The following is a 15,893-nucleotide window of genomic DNA, read 5'->3' as shown; positions in this document are numbered from 1 at the left end:
CACGGCCGGCGTGACCGACTGGGCGACCGCGTGGGTGTCGGCCGCGGCGCGGGACTCCCCCAGGGCGTTCAGGGCGACGGCGCGTGCGTGCGTGACGGGGGCGAGCGACGCACGCGCGTGGAGGGCCTCCTGCGCGGCGTGCCGGTCGCGGCCCGCGAAAAGGGCCTGGGAGAGGGCGAGCGCGGTGCGCCGCTCGTCCGGGGAGAGATAGCGGTTGCGGCTGGAGAGAGCCAGGCCGTCGTCCTCGCGCACGGTGGGCACGCCGACTATCTCGACGCCGAAGTTCAGGTCACGCACCATGCGGCGGATGAGGGCGAGCTGCTGGGCGTCCTTCTGGCCGTACAGCGCCACGTCGGGCCGGGTGAGGTGCAGCAGCTTGGCGACGACCGTGAGCATGCCGTCGAAGTGCCCGGGGCGCGTGGCTCCTTCGAGGAGCGCGCCCATGGGGCCCGCGCTGATCCGGACCTGCGGTTCACCGCCGGGATAGACCTCGTCGACGGACGGGGCGAACACGAAGTCCGCGCCCTCCTGTTCGGCGATCTTGACGTCGGCGTCCAGCGTGCGGGGATAGCGGTCGAGGTCCTCGCCCGCGCCGAACTGGAGGGGGTTCACGAAGACCGTGACCACGACCTCGCCCTCGGCGCCCGCGATGCGGCGTGCCGTGCGGATCAGCGTGGCGTGGCCCTCGTGCAGGGCGCCCATGGTCATGACGACGACCCTGCGGCCGGCTCGCGCGCGCGTGCGGAGCGGTTCGGCGGTGTGCACGAGGCTGGTCATCGGGTGCCTCCCTCGGCCTCGCCGGCCACTCCCCCGCCGTTGGCAAGGACCCCCAGGAGGTCCTCGGCGAGCTCGGGCTTGAGCAGTCCGTGGGCGAGCGCGCGGTCGGCGGTCGCGCGGGCCATCGCCAGATACCCGGCGACGGTCTGCGGCGCGTGCTTGCGCAACTCGGCGACGTGCGCGGCGACGGTGCCCGCGTCCCCGCGCGCCACGGGTCCGGTGAGGGCGGCGTCGCCGGACCGCAGCGCGTTGTCCAGGGCGGCACCGAGCAGCGGGCCGAGCATCCGGTCGGGGGCCTCCACGCCCGCGTCCCGCAGCAGGTCCATGGACTCGGCGACCAGCGTGACCAGGTGGTTCGCGCCGAGCGCGAGCGCCGCGTGGTAGAGCGGCCTCGACTCCTCGGCGATCCACTCGGGCTCGCCGCCCATCTCGATGACCAGCGCCTCGGCGGCCAGGCGCAGCTCCTCGGGAGCGGTCACGCCGAAGGAGCAGCCCGCGAGGCGCTGCACGTCGACGGGGGTGCCGGTGAACGTCATGGCGGGGTGCAGCGCGAGCGGCAGCGCGCCCGCGCGCAGCGCGGGTTCGAGCACCTTGGTGCCGTAACGCCCGGACGTGTGCACGATCAGCTGGCCGGGGCGCACGGCGCCGGTCTCGGCGAGGCCCTCGACCAGGCTCGGCAGGGCGTCGTCCGGCACGGTCAGGAGGACGAGGTCGGCGCGCTCCAGGACCTGGGCGGGCGGGACGAGGGGCACGTCGGGCAGCAGGACCGCCGCGCGCCGTACGGAGGCGTCGGAGACCCCCGACGCGGCGACCGGGCGGTGCCCGGCGAGCTGGAGTGCCGCGGCGAGCGCGGGGCCGACCCGGCCCGCTCCCACGACGCCCACCGTGAGCCTCGCGGGGCGGTCCCGCGGGTCTGGCTGATGAGGTGCGTTCACGCGATGACGCCTTCCCGTTCCAGTCCGCTCGGGGTACCGGACGATTTCTCGTCATGCTAACGCGATTGGTCCGCGCCGCGTCCTCGGCTGTCCACAGGCTGTGGGTATTGGTATGACCGGCGGCCGCTCGCCCGCCATGCTCGGAGGATGACTTCACACGACGGAGCACAGGGGCAGGAGCCGGGGCAGGGGCAGGCGCAGCCCGCGGACGCCGGCGGAGCCGAGGTGAGCGAGCAGGCTCTGCTGGCCGCCCGCCGCCGCGCCGCCACCCTTGGTGCCACCCGGACCCTGCACCGCTGGTCCGCGCACCTCCCGCTCACCGCGCGGCTCTCGGCACTCGCGGACGCGGCTTCCGAGGTCGTGGACCCGGACGAGCCCACCGACATCTACGGCGACGCGGTGGTCGCCCGCCTGGAGGACGAGGTCGCGCGGCTGCTCGGCAAGGAGGCGGCCGTCTTCTTCCCGACCGGCACGATGGCCCAGCAGGTCGCCCTGCGCTGCTGGGCGGGCCGCACGGGCAACGCGACCGTCGCCCTGCACCCGAAGGCCCACCCCGAGATCCACGAAGGGGGCGCCCTCTCCGTGGTGAGCGGGCTGCGCACGGTGCATCCGACGAGGGAGCCACGACTGCCGACGGCCGAGGAGGTGCGGGACTTCGAAGAGCCCTTCGGGACGCTGATGCTCGAACTGCCGCTCCGGGACGCCGGTTTCGTCCTGCCGTCCTGGGAGGAGCTCGAAGAGGTCGTGGAGGCGGCCCGGGAACGCGACGCCGTCGTGCACTTCGACGGTGCGCGCCTGTGGGAGTGCACACCGCACTTCGGCCGCTCCCTCGCGGAGATCGCCGGGCTCGCGGACACCGTGTACGTGTCGTTCTACAAGTCCCTGGACGGCCTGAGCGGTGCGGTGCTCGCGGGCCCGAGCACCCTGGCCGACGAGGCGCGGACGTGGCGGCACCGCTACGGCGGCCAGGTCTTCCAGCAGTTCCCCGCCGCCGTCGCCGCCCTGCTCGGCCTGAAGAACACGCTCCCTAGGCTGCCGGACTACGTCGCCCACGCGCGCGTGGTCGCCGAGGCGCTGCGTGAAGGGTTCGCGGCCACCGGGGTGCCCTGGTCGCGCGTGCACCCCGAGCGGCCGCACACCCATCAGTTCCAGGTCTGGCTGCCGTACGACTCCAAGGTCCTGACCGATGCGGCGCTCGGGCAGGCGGAGGAGACCAAGACCCAGCTGTTCGGCCGCTGGTTCCCCGACGGGCCGCCCGGCCTCTCGGTCACGGAGGTCACCGTGACCGAGGCGGGCCTGGAGTGGACGCCTGACGACGTCAATGATGCGGTCGCGGAGTTCGTGCGACGGATCCCCGGCTGAAGGAGCCGGCGCGGGTGATCCTGGTCAGGGCGGCGCGGATCCGTCCGTGGGCGGGGCGTTCCTCGACGACCGCGCGGAAGCGTCCGTAGTCGCGCACCTCGCGAATGACCTGCCAGTCCTGCTGACCGGGGGCCGGCGGGGTCCGCTCGTCGTGCTGGGCGGCGCGGTAGCTGTCGAGCAGGTACTGCTGGGTGATGCTCATGATGGATCGCCTCTCGTGACAAATGGTACTTATCGGGCACCCATGGGTCGACGGGAAGCAGAGTCGGCGCAGGGGTGGGACGGGCGGCTGGATTCCGGTCCGGCGGCGACGCTGCCGTACGGCCCGTTCAGGACGAGCCGTGTGCGGCCCGGTCACCACAGACTGCGCCCGCCGTCACGCCGCCGTCGCGCCGATTGACGCCGGTCGTCAATCGACGGGGGCGATGTCGGTGGCGCGGTGCACGATGGGTCCATGAGCGTGCACATCGAGATAGCGGGCCTGCCGCAGGAGCGGATCTTCTTCGACCCTTCGCCCCTGGCGGAGCTGGGCGTTGCCCTGCACGCGCTGGCGGAGCCCGGACACCATCCGGGGCTGCACGGCTGGGCCACCGCGACCACCGCCTGCCTCAAGCCGGACCTCGCCGACCGGCTCTGCGAGGCCGACTTCCTGTGGCGGAACACGTTCTCGGACGTGTTCATGCCGTTCGCGGGACTCGTCGACGGCGACGGCAGGCCGGGCGCCACGCTCGCCGAGGAGCTGGACCTCCTGGACAGCCTGGACGACGAGCGATTCGTCATGGCGGCCCTGGAGTTCACCTGCGGCACGACGTACAACGAAGGCGGCCCTTCGCCGCTCACCGATCCGGTCCGAGGTGCGCGCGCCCTGGAGCTCGCCGCCACGCGCGGCGGCAGCCAACTGGACTTCGCCAGGCGCCTTTTGACCGACCCGCACAGCGTCCGGGCCTGGCTGCGCCGGCTCCTGGAGGACTGCGACGAGGCGTTCTTCGCCGACACCTGGCGCCGGGTGCGCGTCCAACTGGCCGCCGACGCCCGGCACAAGACGGAGATCCTGCGCCACAAGGGCCTCGCCGAGGTGCTCGCCTCGGTGTCGGCGGCGCTCTCGGTGGACCCGGAGGGCCGCCGCATCACCGCGGACAAGCTGTGCCCGGGCAACGCGACGGCCCTGGACCACACCCTGGGCGCGGGGCTCACGTTCGTGCCCTCGCACTTCGCCTGGCCGCACCTGATGGTCCTGCACGCCCCGGGCTGGCGCCCGGTGATCCACTACCCCGTGTCCGCCCCGGACCTGGCGAGGCCCACCTCCGTGGAGACCCTGGAGCGACGGCTCACGGCCCTCGCGCACCCCGTGCGCCTGCGGCTGTGCCGCGACCTGGCCCGCGCGCCCTTCAGCACCGGCGAGCTGGCCCACGCCACCGGGCTCACGGCGCCGGAGGTCTCCCGGCACCTCACGCTCCTGAAGAAGGCGGGCCTGGTCACCACCGCGCGTCGCGGCCGGTACGTGATGCACCAGCTGGACGTCACCGTGGTGGCCCGCCTGGGCAGCGACTTCCTGGAGGGCATCCTGCGCTGACCCGCCGCCCCCCCCTGCCCCGGTCGGGGCAGCCGTCAGGCAGCCCCGCCGCCGGCCCGCACCAGACCCGTCTCGTACGCGAGGACCACCACCTGCACCCGGTCCCGCAGGCCGAGCTTGGTCAGGATGCGGCCCACGTGGGTCTTCACCGTGGCCTCCGACAGGACGAGCCGCGCGGCGATCTCCCCGTTCGAAAGCCCCTGGGCGACCAGGATCATGACCTCGCGCTCGCGCTCGGTGAGCCGCTCGAGCTCCTTGTGCTGCGGCTGCCCGCCCGCGTTCGGGAGCATCGGCGCGAAGCGGTCGAGAAGGCGCCGCGTCGTGGACGGCGCGACCACCGCGTCACCGCTGTGCACGGAGCGGATCGCGGCCAGCAGCTCGCCCGGAGGCACGTCCTTCAGCATGAAGCCGGAGGCGCCCGCCTTCAGCCCCGAGAAGGCGTACTCGTCGAGGTCGAAGGTCGTCAGGATCAACACCTTCGGCGGGTTCTCGTCCTGACAGATGCGCCGGGTCGTCTCCACGCCGTCCAGTTTCGGCATGCGTACGTCCATGAGCACCACGTCGACCTCGGTCGTCCGCAGCGCCTGAAGCGCCTCGACCCCGTCGCCCGCCTCGGCGACGACGTCCATGTCCGGCTGTGCGGCGAGCACCATCCGGAACCCCGTGCGCAGCAGCGCCTGGTCGTCGACGAGCATGACGCGGATCGACATCAAAGGCCCCTTCGTGGATGTGTTCATGAGCGACGGATGTGTTCATGAACGAACGGATGTGGTCATGAGCGTATGGCGTGGACGTTTCGGTGACAGGTGTCAATTTGCGGGCTTGAGCGGGAGAAGCGCACTGATGCGGAAGCCGCCTCCCGGCCGCGGTCCCGCGTCCAGCGTGCCGCCGACCATGCCGACGCGCTCCCGCATGCCGATCAGGCCGTGCCCGCTGCCGTCGGCGCCGCCGTCCTCGTAGAGCTCGTGGGGCGCGCCCTTGCCGTCGTCCTCGACGAGCAGCCCCAGGCCGTCGTCGAAGTAGACCAGGCGCACGCTCGCGCCGGTGTTCTCGCCGCCGTGCTTGCGGGTGTTGGTGAGCGCCTCCTGCACGATGCGGTACGCCGTGAGCTCGACGCCGCTGGGCAGCGGGCGCGGGGTGCCCTCGACCTTGAAGTCGACCGGGAGGCCGGCCGTGCGCACCTGCTCGATGAGCTCGTCGAGCTGCTCGACGTCGGGCTGCGGGACGTACTCACCGCTCTCCTGGTGCTCGCCGGTGCGCAGCACGCCGAGCAGCCTGCGCATCTCGGCGAGCGCCTGCCGCCCGGTGCCCGAGATCGTCTCCAGGGCCTGCTTGGCCTGCTCGGGAGCCGTGTCGAGGACGTACGCGGCGCCGTCGGCCTGGACGACCATCACCGAGACGTTGTGCGCGACGACGTCGTGCAGCTCGCGTGCGATGCGGGCCCGCTCGGCCGCCACCGCGACCTTGGACTGCGCAGCGCGCTCCTTCTCCAGGCGGTCGGCGCGCTCCTCCAGCTGCGCGAAGTAGGCGCGGCGGGTGCGGATGGAGTCGCCGAGCACCCAGGCGAGGGCGAACGGCACCATCTGGAAGATCGTGAAGAAGACGCTGCCGAAGACGCCTATGTTCTCCTCCGGCCAGCGCATCGACGACAGCGGAGCCGCGCACAGACCGCCTATGAGGGCGAACCGCGAGGCCCACTTCGTGCCGTCGGCCGACGCGGTGTAGATGATCACCAGCATCGCGAAGTCGGCCGGCATCGTCTTCACGTCGAAGATCAGCTGCACGACGCCCAGCACGGCGGCGAGGATCAGCATCTTCTCGGTGTACTTGCGGCGCAGCGCCACCACGACGGACATGCCGAGGACGACGACGGCGGCCGCGACCTTTGGGTCTCTGCCTTCCACATCAGCCATGGAGACCAGACCGATGCCGGACATCCCGAGCAGGGCGAGGGCCCAGAAGCCATCGACCCCGGTCGGGTGTCTGCGGAGGAAGTCATAGACGCGCTGCACGTAACCCAGCGTAGGCAGCGCCACGCCCCTCCGGGGTCAACCGGAGGGCCGATCCGTACCCCGTGCATGTACTCCCCAAGGTGGAGGCCCGCTTAGCCTTCTCGCGTGACGAACGAGGTCCGGGGTGAGCGGCAAGACGTACGGCGTGGCTGGCGGGAGGCCATGGAGGCCGCGCTGTACGGGCCTGAGGGCTTCTATCTGCGCCCCGAAGGACCCGCGGGACACTTCCGGACATCGGTGCACGCCTCGCCGCTCTTCGCGGGCGCGGTGGCCCGGCTGCTGTGCCGCGTGGACGAGGCGCTCGACCACCCGGACGAGTTGGCCTTCGTCGATCTTGGCGCGGGCCGCGGCGAGTTGACCGCGGGCGTCCTCGCCGCGCTGCCCGCCGACGTGGCGGCACGCGCGCGTGCCTGTGCGGTCGAGCGGGCCGAGCGCCCGGCGGGACTCGACCCGCGCATCGAGTGGCGCGACCAGCCGCCCGCCGGCGTCACCGGCCTGCTCTTCGCCAACGAGTGGCTGGACAACATCCCCCTGGACGTCGTCGAGGTGGACCCCGAGGGCCTGGGGCGACGCGTACTCGTACAGGACGACGGAACCGAATCCCTCGGCGACACGGTGGAGGGCGCGGACGCCTCCTGGCTCGCGCGCTGGTGGCCGCTCGCCCCGGAGCCGGGCCTGCGCGCGGAGATCGGCCGCCCCAGGGACGAGGCGTGGGCAGCGGCCGTGGCGACACTGACGCGCGGTCTTGCCGTGGCGGTCGACTACGCGCACGACCGCGCCGGGCGTCCGCCCTTCGGCACGCTGACCGGCTTCCGCGCGGGCCGCGAGACGGCGCCCGTGCCGGACGGCACGTGCGACATCACGGCCCATGTGGCGCTCGACGCGTGCGCGCTGCCCGGAGCCGCCCTGCTCGCCCAGCGCGCGGCCCTGCACGCCCTGGGCGTGAGCGGTGGCCGCCCGCCGCTCTCCCTGGCCTCCAGCGATCCGGTGGCGTACGTACACGCCCTCACGCGCGCGGGAGAGGCGGGCGAGCTGACCGCCGAGGGCGGGCTCGGAGACTTCGGCTGGCTGACCCAGCGGGTCGGAATTCCGGACCCGCTACTTGTCGATGTCGCCGACCACGAAGAACAGTGACCCCAGGATCGCCACCATGTCGGCGACCAGCTGGCCGGGCAGCAGTTCGGCGAGGGCCTGGATGTTGTTGTACGACGCCGAGCGCAGCTTCAGGCGGTACGGGGTCTTCTCGCCCTTGGAGACCAGGTAGTAGCCGTTGATGCCCAGGGGGTTCTCGGTCCACGCGTACGTGTGGCCCTCGGGAGCCTTGAGCACCTTGGGGAGGCGCTGGTTGATCGGCCCCTGCGGCAGCTCGGCGAGCCGCTCCAGGCAGGCGTCGGCGAGGTCGAGAGCGTTGTGGGTCTGCTCCAGGAGCACCTCGAAGCGGGCCAGACAGTCGCCCTCCTGGCGCGTGACGACCTTCAGGGTGTCCTGGAGCTCCCCGTACGCGAGGTACGGCTCGTCACGGCGCAGGTCGAAGTCGACTCCGGAGGCGCGTGCGATGGGACCGCTCACTCCGTAGGCGTGCACCGCCTCCGGGGAGAGCACGCCGACGCCGCGCGTACGGCCCCGGAAGATCTCGTTGCCGAGGACGAGCTTGTCGTACACGTCCATGCGGGAGCGGACCGATGCCACGGCGCCACGCGCGCGTGAAGCCCATCCGGCGGGCAGGTCCTCCTTGAGGCCGCCCACGCGGTTGAACATGTAGTGCATACGGCCGCCGGAGATCTCCTCCATCACGTTCTGGAGCTCCTCGCGCTCCCGGAACGCGTGGAACACCGGGGTGATTCCGCCCAGTTCGAGCGGATACGAGCCGAGGAACATCAGGTGGTTGAGTACGCGGTTCAGCTCGGCGAGGAGCGTGCGCATCCAGACGGCGCGCTCGGGCACCTCCATGCCGAGCATCCGCTCCACGGCAAGGACGACCCCGAGTTCGTTCGAGAACGCGGACAGCCAGTCGTGCCGGTTGGCGAGCACCACGATCTGCCGGTAGTCACGCGCCTCGAAGAGCTTCTCCGCGCCGCGGTGCATATAGCCGATGACCGGCTCCGCCTGCTGGATCCGCTCGCCGTCGAGGACGAGGCGCAGCCGCAGCACACCGTGCGTGGACGGGTGCTGCGGGCCGATGTTGAGCACCATGTCGGTGCTCTCCGCGGCGCCGCCGATGCCGAGCGTGGTCTCCGTCGTGGGGCTCATGCGCGCATTCTCTCGTACGCGCGGGCATACGCGACTGTTACGCCGGCTACGTAGGCTTGAGGCATGGAAACGGGGACGGCACAACCGGCACAACCGGCACGGCCGGCAGAGCCGGGACAGTCAGCGGCGGAGCCGGTGTGGACCGGGCTGCCAAGGGGGCTGCTACGCATGCGGCGGCTGCTCCTCGTGGTGTGGCTGGTGCCGCTCGCGGCGGCCGTCGGCGTACTCCTGTGGATCTTCACCGAGCCCGCGTGGGCGGCCTTCGCGGCCGTTCCGCTGGCCTTCGTGGCGTGGGGCTGGCCGATGCTGGGGCGCAACTGGCGCTCCTGGCGGTACGCCGAGCGGTCCGACGACCTCCTGATCAGCCGGGGCGTGCTCTGGCGCGAGGAAACGATCGTCCCGTACGGCCGGATGCAGCTCGTCGAGGTGACATCGGGGCCAGTGGAGCGGCACTTCGGCCTGGCCAGCGTGCAGCTGCACACGGCGGCCGCGGCCACGGACGCCCGGATCCCCGGCCTCATCCCCGAGGAGGCCGAGCGGCTGCGCGACCGGCTCACCGAACTGGGCGAGGCCCGCTCGGCGGGGCTGTGAGCGGCGTACAGGAGGTGACGGGGGAAGAACACGCCCCGGGCACCGAGCAGGTGCGAGAGCGGCGTCTGCACCCCGTCACGCCCCTGCGCCGGGCCTGGGCGCCGGTCGCGGTTCTCGTGGGCTTCGCGGTGCACGACCCGAGCGGCACACAGCGGAGGGTCTCCGAGCTCGCCGTGACCCAACTGCTCGCCGGAATCGCCGTCGTCCTTCTGGGCGGCGCCCTCTACGGCTTCATGAGCTGGTGGTTCACGCACTTCGCCGTCACGGACACGGAACTGCGCATCCGCACCGGCCTGATCTTCCGGCGCACCGCGCACATCCGGCTCGACCGGCTCCAGGCGGTGGACGTGACGCAGCCCCTCGCGGCCCGGATCGCGGGCGTCGCCAAGCTCAAGCTGGACGTCGTCGGGACGGAGAAGAAGGACGAACTGGCCTATCTGGGCCAGGAGGAGGCTTCCGTCCTGCGGGCCGAGCTCCTCGCGCGGGCGGCCGGTTTCGCGCCCGAGACGGCCCGTGAGGTCGGTGAGGCGCCGGTCAACAACCTGGTGCACGTACAGCCGCGCATGCTCGCGATCTCCCTGGTGCTGACCGGCACGACGTGGGGAATGCTCGTCGCCACGCTCATCGTGCCGCCCTTCCTGTGGTTCGCCACCCACAACCTGTGGACGGTCCTCGCGACCGGCCTGCCCATGCTGGGCGGCGCGTTCGCGAGCAGTGTGGGGCGGTTCATCGGGGAGTACGACTGGAAGGTGGGCGAGTCCCCCGACGGCCTGCGCATTGACCACGGGCTGCTCGACAAGGCGCACGAGACGGTGCCGCCGGGGCGGGTGCAGACGGTGCGCGTCGTGGAGCCGTGGCTGTGGCGGCGGCGTGGCTGGGTGCGGGTGGAGCTGGATGTGGCGGGCTCCTCCAACTCCGTCCTGGTGCCGGTCGCGTCGCGGGAAGTCGCGGAGTCCGTGATCGCCCGGATCCTGCCGGGCGTCCGGGTGCCGGACGCGGCCGAGCTGGTGCGCCCTCCCGCGCGGGCGGCGTGGTGCCTTCCGGTGTGGTGGAAGGGGTACGGCCTGGCGGTGACGGACACGGTGTTCGCGGCTCGGCACGGCCTGTTGCGCCGCCGCCTGTCCCTGGTGCCGCACGCGAAGGTGCAGAGCGTGCGGCTCACGCAGGGGCCCTGGGAGCGGTTCAAGGGGGTGGCGGACGTGCAGGTCGACACGGGGGCGAACAAGACAGTGACGGCTCGACTTCGTCCCTCTGGGGAGGCTGTCGCGCTGCTTCAGGCGCAGGCCGACCGGTCACGCACGGGCCGAAGGACGGCGCGTCCGGACCGCTGGATGGCGTGACGAGAAGGGCTTCTTCCCCGACCCGCCCCTTCCCGACTGTGACATTCGCGGCTCCGCCGCGTGGCGTGCCTGCGCCCCGGGCCTGGCGGGGGCTCCGCCCCAGACCCCGTACGCGATTGAGGACGAGCCCGGCAAAGCCGGTGATGACGGCAGCCAAGGCCCAGGGGCCCGCCTACGCCCGCAACGCCGTCCGCAGCTCGGCCACGTCGATCTGCTCGGTCTCGTCATGCGCCGTCAGGTCGATGACCTGGCCCACGCCCCGCTCGGCATCGCCTTCGGGCGCCTTCTTGAACTCCGCCTCGGCCTCCGCCTTGTGCACGGCGAGTGCCTCCTCGCCCACCACGTCCGCGAGGTCCACGTTCTGTACGGCCTCCAGCGCCCCGGCGGTCGCCTCGCTCTTCGTACCGAAGAAGTCGAAGCCTCCCTGGGCGGCCTGGCGGCGCCTCTGCGTGGGCGGCGCGACGGCGACCGCGCGCTCATGCCCGCCGTACCCCTCGGCCGCCCCGGGCTTCCCCCGCGCTTCGTCCCCGTCCGCGCACCGGCGGGGAGCCCCGCCCTCGGGGGAAGGCTTCGGTGTCAGCCGGTCGAGCGCCGCGTTCGCCCGGTCGTACAACGACGGAGGCGCGATCGTCCCCGGGCGCACGACGGGAGCCGGGGACTCCGCGCGAGCAGGGGCCGGCGGCAAGGCCTTCGCCGGAGCGGACGCCTCGATGGCGAGCAGCCGCCGCCCCTCAAGCGCGCTCGCCCGCTCCGTCTCCGCCGTCGCGTACCGCCGCAGCAGCGCCGCGTGTTCGTTCCGCAGGGCGGCGAGCTCGGCCCGCTTGGACCGCAGCTTCGTCTCCAGGCGGCCCCGCAGCTCGCGGGACTCGTCGAGGTCGGATTCGCACTCGGCTATCCGTTCCTCGTAGCGCCACTCGTCGCTCTTGCGGGCCCGGCCCAGCTCAGCGACCTGTTTACCGGCCGCCAGGTCCCAGCGACGCATGACGACGGAGCCCACGACGGCAGCGGCGGCCGCGGCCGCGGCGAGGCCGCGGAGCACGATGGGTTCCGCGAACAGCCAGGCGCCGCCGGCGCAGACAAGAGAGAGGCCTGCGACCGTCGAGGGAGGAAGCAGCCTGTGCAAGGGTGGGGAATGGCGGTGACGTCCACGTGGCATGGCCAGAAACTTACCGCGCGTAGGCGAACTATGGTGCCCCGCCCGCCAAAATGACAGCGCCATAGTGCTGACTTCCCACCCTTCCCGATCCTCTTCGGCCACTCAACTCCAGTTTCGGCCGAGCCACTTCGAGGACGCCCGCTTCGGCCGCGCTACTTCTTGATCAATCCCTTCGACTCCAGATAGTCCCTGGCGACATCGGCTTCCTTCTGCCGCTCCACATCGACCTTCCGGTCGAGTTCCGCGAGATCTTCCGTCGTCAGCGTCTTGGTCAGCTTCCCGAGCGCGTCGGCTATCTCCTTGCCGCCCGCGTCCTTCGCGTTCACAACCGGAAGGATGTTGTCCGCGTTCTGCAGCTTCTTGTCGTCCTCAAGGGCCACGAGACCGAAGCTGTCGAGCGTCGCGTCGGTGGTCGTGGTCAGCACCACCTGGTCCGTGCCGTTCTTGACGGCCTGCTTGGACTGCGTGGTGCCGACGCCCTTGGGGTCGATTCCCGCGACATCGATGCCGTACGTCTTCTTCAGTCCCGGAGCGCAGAACGGCCGCGACTCGCATTCATCACTCGCGGCGATCTTGACCTTCTCGCCGGACTTACCGAGATCCGAAAGCGCCTTGAGCTTGTGCTTCTTCGCGTATTCCTTGCTCACCGCGAACGCGTTCTGGTCGACCGCCTCACCCACCGGAAGCACCTTCAGGCCGCGCGGTTCGGCGAGCTTCTTCAGCGCGGCCACCGTGGCGTCCACATCATTCGAAGCGACCGGCTTCGCCTTCGGGCCGTTCTTGCCGAGGTTGAGGAACTCCGCGAGCGTCGCCGCGTATTCGGGAGCGACATCGATCGCGCCCTTCTTCAGCTCGGGTTCGTAGACCTCGCGGTTCTGGACGGTCTTGACCTCGGCGTCGTATCCGGCGTCCTCGAGCACTCCGACATAGAGCTCGGCGAGCACCTTCTGCTCGGTGAAGCGGGCCGAACCGACCACGATCTTGCCCTTGTCGCCCGCCTTGTCCGAGCCGCCCTTGCCGTCCTTCTCCAGGCTGTCCCCACCGCACGCGGTGAGCCCCGCAGTCAGCGCCACGACGGCCGCGGCCGCCCCTGCCATCCGTCGCGCGCGACGCGTTGTGCTGTTCATCGGTGAACCACCATTTCGAAAGCCATGGGACACGAAAGCCCTGGGAAACACTGGAAACTGCCGCTCGGAGATCACTGCGCGACCCCCGAGCGCCCTCGCATGGGATTGAAGACCTTGCCCACCACGACGAGCACCACCTCCACGAAGAGCGCGAGCAGCGCCACGAGCAGCGCCCCCGCCACCACCTGAGGCGTGTTCTGCAGGTTGAACCCGGCCGTGATGATCCGGCCCAGGCCCCCCTCGCCCGCCATCGCGGCCAGCGTCGCCGTGGCCACGACCTGCACGCCTGCCGACCGGACGCCAGTCATGATCAAGGGGTACGCCAGGGGAAGCTCGACCCGCGCGAACAGCTGGCGGCCGCTCATGCCCATCCCCCGCGCGGCCTCCACCACCGACCGGTCGACCTCGCGCATCCCGATGTACGCGTTCGTGAGCAGCGGCGGCACCGCGAACAGCACGAGCGCGATCAGCGTCGGCATGTCCCCGTGCTCGCCGAGCGGGGTGAGCGTGAGCAGCACGAGCACCGCGAGCGTGGGCACCGCGCGGCCGACGTTCGAGATGTTCACCGCGAGGGCGCCGCCCTTGCCGATGTGGCCGAGGTACAGGGCGATCGGCAGCGCGATCAGGCACGCGACAGCGAGGCACACACCACTGAAGTAGAGGTGCTCGGCCAGCCGGTGCCACACCCCCTTCTCGCCCTGCCAGTTGGCGGCCGTGGTCAGCCAGTCGTACGCGCCGGTTATCGCGTTCATGCAGGTTCAGCCACCTTGGCCGGGCGCTCCGCGCGGGCGGGACGGTTCGTACGGATACGGCGGACGCGCGTCCAGGGCGTGAGCCACCGCTGGAGCGCGAGCAGGAGCAGGTCGGCGACGACGGCGAGGAGCACGCAGAGCGCGGAAGCGGTGAGCACCTGCGCCTTGAAGGTCGTGTCGAGGCCGTCGAGGATCAGCGATCCCAGGCCTCCGTAGTCGACGATCGCACCGACTGTCGTCAGCGCCACCGTCGAGACCGTGGTGATGCGCACGCCGGCGAGCAACGCGGGAAGCGCGAGCGGCAGTTCGACCTCCCACAGCAGCCGCAGCGGGCCGTACCCCATCCCCTTGGCCGCGTCCCGTGCCTCCTGAGGCACGGCCTGGAGCCCCGCCAGGATGTTCCGCACCAGGATCGTCAGGGAGTACAGCACGAGGCCCGTGACGACCAGCGAGGCCGAGAGCCCGAAGAAGGGCAGCAGGAGCGAGAACATCGCGAGCGAGGGCACCGTGTAGAGCACGGTCGTCACGCCGAGGATCGGTCCTGCGAGGAAGCGCCAGCGCCGGGCGAGCAGTGCGAGCGGCAGCGAGACGGCGACACCGATGGCGACCGATGCCGCGGTGATGCCCACGTGCTGCACGGTGGCGTCGATCAACTCCTGGCTGCGGGAGCGGACGTACTCCCCGCAGATCCAGTCGTTCGTCACCAGACAGTTCTGTTCGCTCATCCCGCCCCACTCCCCCCGAGTCCCGATTCCTGAGGCCGCCTGGCGACCCTAACGCGGAGCACCGACAATCGCCGAGACTCGTCGTACTGGCGCAACATGGGCTTTACACAACGCCCGCAACAATGGGGAATCATGATCCGGTTCGAGCACGTCACCAAGCGGTACGAGGACGGCACCACCGCCGTCGACGACCTGTCCTTCGAGGTCGCCGAGGGCGAACTGGTCACGCTCGTCGGCCCGTCGGGCTGCGGCAAGACGACGACGATGAAGATGGTGAACCGTCTCATCGAGCCGACCGAGGGCCGGATATACGTCGAAGGTGACGACATATCCACCATCGACCCGGTCCAACTCCGGCGCCGGATCGGCTATGTCATCCAGCAGGTCGGCCTCTTCCCGCACAAAACGGTCCTGGAGAACACGGCGACCGTCCCGCACCTGCTCGGCGTGAAGCGCGGCAAGGCCCGCGAGCGCGCCGCCGAACTCCTCGACCTGGTCGGCCTCGACCCCGCCATCTTCGGCGACCGCTACCCCGAGCAGCTCTCCGGGGGCCAGCGCCAGCGGGTGGGCGTGGCCCGCGCTCTCGCGGCCGATCCGCCCGTGCTCCTGATGGACGAGCCGTTCGGCGCCGTCGACCCCGTGGTGCGCGAGCACCTGCAGAACGAATTCCTCCGCCTCCAGCAGGCCGTCCGCAAGACCGTCCTCTTCGTCACGCACGACATCGAGGAGGCGGTCCGCCTGGGCGACCGCATGGCCGTCTACGGAGACGGGCGCATCGAGCAGTTCGACACCCCGTCGACGATCCTGGGCGCACCGGCCAACGACTACGTGGCGGACTTCGTCGGCGCGGACCGCGGCCTCAAGCGCCTCTCCGTGACGCCCATCGAGGAGGGCGACCTGGAGCAGCCGCCCGTCCTGCACCTGGACGACCCGCTGCCCGCGAAGCTCACCGCCCGCTGGGCCGTCGTCCTGGACGGCGAGAACAACCTGCACGGCTGGATCTCCGCCGAGCACGCGCACGGCGGCCCGGGGACCGTCCGGGACCACGCACGCCGCATGGAGGCGTGGCTTCCGGTGGGCGCGACCCTGAAGCAGGCGTTCGCGACGATGCTCCAGCACGACGCGGGCTGGATCGCCGTCATCGACAAGGCCAGCGAGGGCCGCTTCCTGGGCGTCCTGACCCCGGCCCGGCTGCACGAGGCACTGCGCAGGTCGACGGCCGCGGACGCGCGGGACATCGCGCGCGGGGAGGTCGAGTTGGAGACCATCACGGCCATCGCCGGGGACTGAGGC

16 protein-coding genes are annotated in these 15,893 nt (G+C 71.4%); 6 read left to right on the top strand and 10 right to left on the bottom strand.

Annotation, left to right across the window (positions count from 1 at the left end; genetic code table 11):
- Positions 1–777: pantoate--beta-alanine ligase (gene panC / locus ABD378_RS21450; RefSeq protein WP_344522555.1), on the bottom strand; the 777-nt coding region annotated here is incomplete at its 3' end.
- The gene (locus tag ABD378_RS21445) at positions 774–1,712 is read right to left on the bottom strand and encodes a Rossmann-like and DUF2520 domain-containing protein (protein ID WP_344522554.1); all 939 of its coding nucleotides are present in this window, start codon (positions 1,710–1,712) and stop codon (positions 774–776) included. The genes panC and ABD378_RS21445, both read right to left, overlap by 4 nt.
- A 147-nt stretch (positions 1,713–1,859) precedes the next feature.
- Between ABD378_RS21445 and ABD378_RS21440 the strand changes: the two genes are divergently transcribed.
- Entirely contained in the window at positions 1,860–3,074 is a 1,215-nt protein-coding gene (locus tag ABD378_RS21440) for a threonine aldolase family protein (protein ID WP_344522553.1), read from the top strand.
- Here ABD378_RS21440 and ABD378_RS21435 read toward each other — a convergent pair.
- Positions 3,031–3,276, bottom strand: a complete 246-nt coding sequence (locus tag ABD378_RS21435; protein WP_344522552.1) for a hypothetical protein — start codon at positions 3,274–3,276, stop codon at positions 3,031–3,033. The two genes, ABD378_RS21440 and ABD378_RS21435, sit on opposite strands and share 44 nt — an antisense overlap.
- 258 nt (positions 3,277–3,534) lie before the next feature.
- Between ABD378_RS21435 and ABD378_RS21430 the strand changes: the two genes are divergently transcribed.
- Positions 3,535–4,647 (top strand): DUF5937 family protein, encoded by a 1,113-nt coding sequence (locus tag ABD378_RS21430; RefSeq protein ID WP_344522557.1) that lies wholly within the window; start codon positions 3,535–3,537, stop codon positions 4,645–4,647.
- Between the two features lie 35 nt (positions 4,648–4,682).
- Here the strand turns inward: ABD378_RS21430 and ABD378_RS21425 are convergent, their stop codons facing one another.
- Together ABD378_RS21425 and ABD378_RS21420 are read right to left on the bottom strand one after the other, a co-directional pair.
- Entirely contained in the window at positions 4,683–5,357 is a 675-nt protein-coding gene (locus ABD378_RS21425) for a response regulator transcription factor (RefSeq protein ID WP_344522551.1), read from the bottom strand.
- A gap of 99 nt (positions 5,358–5,456) precedes the next feature.
- Positions 5,457–6,659 carry a sensor histidine kinase gene (locus tag ABD378_RS21420; protein ID WP_344522550.1) on the bottom strand — a complete coding sequence of 401 codons (1,203 nt, stop codon included), beginning with the start codon at positions 6,657–6,659 and terminating at the stop codon, positions 5,457–5,459.
- Positions 6,660–6,821: 162 nt separating this feature from the next.
- Between ABD378_RS21420 and ABD378_RS21415 the strand changes: the two genes are divergently transcribed.
- Complete coding sequence (locus tag ABD378_RS21415; protein WP_344522556.1) at positions 6,822–7,793, top strand: SAM-dependent methyltransferase; 972 nt, start codon at positions 6,822–6,824, stop codon at positions 7,791–7,793.
- Here ABD378_RS21415 and ABD378_RS21410 read toward each other — a convergent pair.
- A complete protein-coding gene (locus ABD378_RS21410; RefSeq protein ID WP_344522549.1) occupies positions 7,758–8,909 on the bottom strand; it encodes an NADH-quinone oxidoreductase subunit D in 1,152 nt (383 codons plus the stop codon). The genes ABD378_RS21415 and ABD378_RS21410 overlap by 36 nt on opposite strands.
- Before the next feature lie 63 nt (positions 8,910–8,972).
- Between ABD378_RS21410 and ABD378_RS21405 the strand changes: the two genes are divergently transcribed.
- Both ABD378_RS21405 and ABD378_RS21400 read left to right on the top strand, forming a co-directional pair.
- On the top strand, positions 8,973–9,500 hold the full coding sequence (locus tag ABD378_RS21405) for a PH domain-containing protein (protein ID WP_344522548.1): 528 nt from the start codon (positions 8,973–8,975) through the stop codon (positions 9,498–9,500).
- A gap of 14 nt (positions 9,501–9,514) precedes the next feature.
- On the top strand, positions 9,515–10,840 hold the full coding sequence (locus tag ABD378_RS21400; protein WP_344522547.1) for a PH domain-containing protein: 1,326 nt from the start codon (positions 9,515–9,517) through the stop codon (positions 10,838–10,840).
- Between the two features lie 172 nt (positions 10,841–11,012).
- On the opposite strand, the gene ABD378_RS21395 is transcribed toward ABD378_RS21400, so the two are convergent.
- The 4 genes from ABD378_RS21395 to ABD378_RS21380 all read right to left on the bottom strand — a co-directional run bounded on the left by ABD378_RS21395 (position 11,013) and on the right by ABD378_RS21380 (position 14,600).
- Complete coding sequence (locus tag ABD378_RS21395) at positions 11,013–11,996, bottom strand: hypothetical protein (RefSeq protein ID WP_344522546.1); 984 nt, start codon at positions 11,994–11,996, stop codon at positions 11,013–11,015.
- Positions 11,997–12,148: 152 nt separating this feature from the next.
- Positions 12,149–13,123, bottom strand: a complete 975-nt coding sequence (locus ABD378_RS21390; RefSeq protein ID WP_344522545.1) for an ABC transporter substrate-binding protein — start codon at positions 13,121–13,123, stop codon at positions 12,149–12,151.
- A 71-nt stretch (positions 13,124–13,194) separates the two neighbouring features.
- Positions 13,195–13,875 (bottom strand): ABC transporter permease, encoded by a 681-nt coding sequence (locus ABD378_RS21385; RefSeq protein WP_344522544.1) that lies wholly within the window; start codon positions 13,873–13,875, stop codon positions 13,195–13,197.
- Positions 13,872–14,600, bottom strand: a complete 729-nt coding sequence (locus ABD378_RS21380) for an ABC transporter permease (protein WP_344522543.1) — start codon at positions 14,598–14,600, stop codon at positions 13,872–13,874. The genes ABD378_RS21385 and ABD378_RS21380 overlap by 4 nt, the downstream gene beginning before the upstream one ends.
- A gap of 132 nt (positions 14,601–14,732) precedes the next feature.
- Between ABD378_RS21380 and ABD378_RS21375 the strand changes: the two genes are divergently transcribed.
- The gene (locus tag ABD378_RS21375) at positions 14,733–15,890 is read left to right on the top strand and encodes an ABC transporter ATP-binding protein (protein ID WP_344522542.1); all 1,158 of its coding nucleotides are present in this window, start codon (positions 14,733–14,735) and stop codon (positions 15,888–15,890) included.
- Positions 15,891–15,893: the final 3 nt, after the last annotated feature.

It is taken from the genome of Streptomyces rectiviolaceus (assembly GCF_039533825.1).
Classification (GTDB): Bacteria; Actinomycetota; Actinomycetes; order Streptomycetales; family Streptomycetaceae; genus Streptomyces; species Streptomyces rectiviolaceus.
Note: the sequence above shows the minus strand (reverse complement) of the source record. Positions and strands in the feature narration are given on the sequence as shown.

Coding starts and splice junctions, on each gene's coding strand:
- ABD378_RS21375 (WP_344522542.1), top strand. CDS start 14,733: ATGATCCGGTTCGAGCACGTCACCAAGCGGTACGAGGACGGCACCACC.
- ABD378_RS21415 (WP_344522556.1), top strand. CDS start 6,822: ATGGAGGCCGCGCTGTACGGGCCTGAGGGCTTCTATCTGCGCCCCGAA.
- ABD378_RS21380 (WP_344522543.1), bottom strand. CDS start 14,600: ATGAGCGAACAGAACTGTCTGGTGACGAACGACTGGATCTGCGGGGAG.
- ABD378_RS21390 (WP_344522545.1), bottom strand. CDS start 13,123: ATGAACAGCACAACGCGTCGCGCGCGACGGATGGCAGGGGCGGCCGCG.
- ABD378_RS21440 (WP_344522553.1), top strand. CDS start 1,860: ATGACTTCACACGACGGAGCACAGGGGCAGGAGCCGGGGCAGGGGCAG.
- ABD378_RS21425 (WP_344522551.1), bottom strand. CDS start 5,357: ATGTCGATCCGCGTCATGCTCGTCGACGACCAGGCGCTGCTGCGCACG.
- ABD378_RS21435 (WP_344522552.1), bottom strand. CDS start 3,276: ATGAGCATCACCCAGCAGTACCTGCTCGACAGCTACCGCGCCGCCCAG.
- ABD378_RS21405 (WP_344522548.1), top strand. CDS start 8,973: ATGGAAACGGGGACGGCACAACCGGCACAACCGGCACGGCCGGCAGAG.
- ABD378_RS21385 (WP_344522544.1), bottom strand. CDS start 13,875: ATGAACGCGATAACCGGCGCGTACGACTGGCTGACCACGGCCGCCAAC.
- ABD378_RS21395 (WP_344522546.1), bottom strand. CDS start 11,996: ATGCCACGTGGACGTCACCGCCATTCCCCACCCTTGCACAGGCTGCTT.
- ABD378_RS21410 (WP_344522549.1), bottom strand. CDS start 8,909: ATGAGCCCCACGACGGAGACCACGCTCGGCATCGGCGGCGCCGCGGAG.